This window comes from Luteimonas sp. A501 (genome assembly GCF_054052085.1).
The window spans coordinates 1-2,560 of record NZ_JBSVRI010000020.1 but is presented as its reverse complement, the minus strand read 5'-3'; the positions used below and the strand labels follow the sequence as shown (position 1 = coordinate 2,560).

Genomic DNA, 2,560 nt, shown 5'->3' with positions numbered 1-2,560 from the left:
TCTTGGGGTGCATATAGTAATCTTGGTAATTGCCTCCTGGCGCGTCATCCGTGTCGTACAGGCGAGGCGCTCAGGTGCCTAACAAGTCATTCAAGCCGACGCCGCTTCGCGGCGCGGCTTAATTCAAGTGTTAGGTGCCAAATGATCACCGCGGCAATCTCATCCAAAGACTACCTCACCGCATTGCGACTTCACAGGAAGCGGGCGGTAACTCGACAATTACTTGTGCTGGCTGTTCTAGCTGCAACTGGAGTGCTCGTCATCGCCGTTGGCTACATGCTGATCGGGCTCATCCTGATTGGTGCTGGTGTTGGCGGACTCATCGGTGAGCTAGTTCAATCCAAGCTCATCCTGCCCGGCAGGGCAGAGAAAATTTACAACCAGCAAGCCTCGCTTCGTGCCACTTACACCTACTCATGGGACAACGACGGCCTTAGTGTCTCATCAGAAACTGGACACGCTAGGCGCCCTTGGTCGGATTACATCAAGTTCCTAGAGAGCGACCAATTGTTCCTCCTGTACCACTCGGACATTATGTTTGAGATCTTTCCAAAATCATGGTTCTCCCGCCAGGAGCAAGCAGGTGAGTTTCGTGCATTGGCTTCTCGGGTTGGCACCTAACAATTTATTCAAGCCGACGCCGCTTCGCGGCGCGGCTTAACTCAGGCGTTAGGCCGCTGAGGAACTACATGGCCAGTCCAACCAACAAGCTTCTGGTAGTCGGCGCCGCCCTTAGCGGGATCGCGGCGCTGATGCATCTGGCGTGCCTTGCAGTAGGCGCTCCGCTGTTTCGGCTGTTGGGCGCTGGAGAGCAAATGGCACAGCTGCACTTGGCCGGCCACTGGTATCCCACCGTCGTTACCCTGGTCATTGCTGCCGTCCTTGCTGGGTGGAGTGCTTACGCTCTCTCCGGTGCCGGTGTAATTCGCCAGCTGCCGTTGCGGCGTGCCATTCTCTCCGCAATCACGACCATCTACATTGTTCGGGGCGTCGCATTCGTGCCGGTCATGGCGCACTTCCCCGGAAACAGCATGACGTTCTGGGTTGTGAGTTCTTACATCTGCCTACTGATCGGCCTCGTCCATCTTGTGGGCCTTCGGCAGTCTTGGGGCAGGCTTTCTGGCGGTGCGGCCTAACAATGCGTTCAAGCCGAAGCCGCTTCGTTCCGCAAAGCACATGGCAGATACAGCTTGCCATGTGCTTTGCTCCACTACGCGTCTCGGCTTAACTTAGGCGTTAGGCGGCAATGAGAGTACTCGCAGCCCTGCTTCTACTGCTCCTACCAGCCCTCCAGGCGTCGCGGGCAACGTCAGTTTTCCTCTGCCCGCCGGTGTCGACCGAGAGTGCGTTCAGGCAATCCTCCTCCGTCGTTGTAGCGACGGCTATTGCCGTTTCCGTCAAGTCCGTCCCTGAGAGTTCGCATCTGCAGCGGACTGTACGTTGGAGGACACGCCACAGCTGGTCTGGGCCGAACTACAAGGGCAAAACTTTCACCACGCGTGACTCGCTGAACTGCCAAGGTTGTGATTGGCAAATTCGTAACGGCACGTCGATGCTTTTGTACTTGTCAGGCAGGGAGCCTTACAAGGAGCCGGATGTTGCTTGCTCGCGCAGTGGCCTGTTGGAGGACTCGCTTCAAGAGGTGCACAACCTGTACAAGCTATTCGAGAGTTGGGCGGTGCCGCCTAACAATTCATTCAAGCCGACGCCGCTTCGCGGCGCGGCTTAATTCAGGCGTTAGGGCGCACCCGGATGATCACGCGATCCATGGATGAGATACGTGCCGAATACATCTCCTCAATGGGAGAGGAGCTAGGCGCCAGCTTCTACGAGCTCTATCGGAAGCTTGTGGAGCTCCACGTCCTTTGGCAGCAGTACCGTCAGCTGTTCGGAGATGACACGGAGACGGTTCACTTGCTTAATCGAACCGCTGGCCTGTTCTTCAAGATCGTGCAGGACGAGCTGTGGGACAGTGTCTTGCTTGGGGTTTCGCGGATGACAGATCCGCCGGCAACAGGCAAGAACAAGAACCTCACAATACAGTCGCTGCCTCCGTTGATAACGGATCTCGTGCTACGGGCCGAGGTTCAATCCCTTTGTGACAAGGCGTTGGACTCGGCGGAGTTTGCACGCGAACATCGCAACAAGCGCATTGCTCATCAGGATCACAACTACCTCAGCAATCGAGGCTCCGACCCCCTGAGCGGCATAAGCAGGGCTCTCGTGGAGCAGATGCTAGCGGCGTTGCGGGCTGTTCAAAACCGCCTCGAGCTGCACTTCAGAGACAGCACTGTCATGTACGAGGACTTCGTGGATGAGAGTGGGGCCAGGCTTCTGGTCCACAAGCTGAGAAAGCTAGAACGGCTACAGGCCGGGGCGGCTGGTGCGCCCTAACAATTCGTTCAAGCCGATGCCGCTTCGCGGCACGGCTTAACTCAGGCGTTAGACCACTATGAAACTTCGCACGCTCTTGACGGTAGCAATCGCCACAGTCCTTCTATCTGGCTGCATCAGTCCCCGGACGGAGCAACTGACCAGCCAGTGCGCCGATATCCGCACC

Annotated in this window: 3 protein-coding genes; all 3 read left to right on the top strand. The window is 57.1% G+C overall.

The genetic code is table 11. The features are described from left to right. Positions 1-141 precede the first annotated feature (141 nt). The 3 genes from ACW7G5_RS14670 (at position 142) to ACW7G5_RS14660 (ending at position 2,394) form a co-directional block, all read left to right on the top strand. Positions 142-621, top strand: coding sequence for a YcxB family protein (locus ACW7G5_RS14670; RefSeq protein ID WP_457005740.1), 480 nt, complete (start codon positions 142-144; stop codon positions 619-621). Positions 622-689: 68 nt separating this feature from the next. Further along, a complete protein-coding gene (locus tag ACW7G5_RS14665; protein WP_457005738.1) occupies positions 690-1,136 on the top strand; it encodes a hypothetical protein in 447 nt (148 codons plus the stop codon). 616 nt (positions 1,137-1,752) lie between these two features. Next, a complete protein-coding gene (locus ACW7G5_RS14660) occupies positions 1,753-2,394 on the top strand; it encodes an AbiU2 domain-containing protein (protein WP_457005736.1) in 642 nt (213 codons plus the stop codon). The last annotated feature ends 166 nt before the right edge of the window (positions 2,395-2,560 follow it).

Bases quoted from the DNA above. Each gene is read 5' to 3' on its own strand.
- ACW7G5_RS14670 (WP_457005740.1), top strand. From the start codon at position 142: ATGATCACCGCGGCAATCTCATCCAAAGACTACCTCACCGCATTGCGA.
- ACW7G5_RS14665 (WP_457005738.1), top strand. From the start codon at position 690: ATGGCCAGTCCAACCAACAAGCTTCTGGTAGTCGGCGCCGCCCTTAGC.
- ACW7G5_RS14660 (WP_457005736.1), top strand. From the start codon at position 1,753: ATGATCACGCGATCCATGGATGAGATACGTGCCGAATACATCTCCTCA.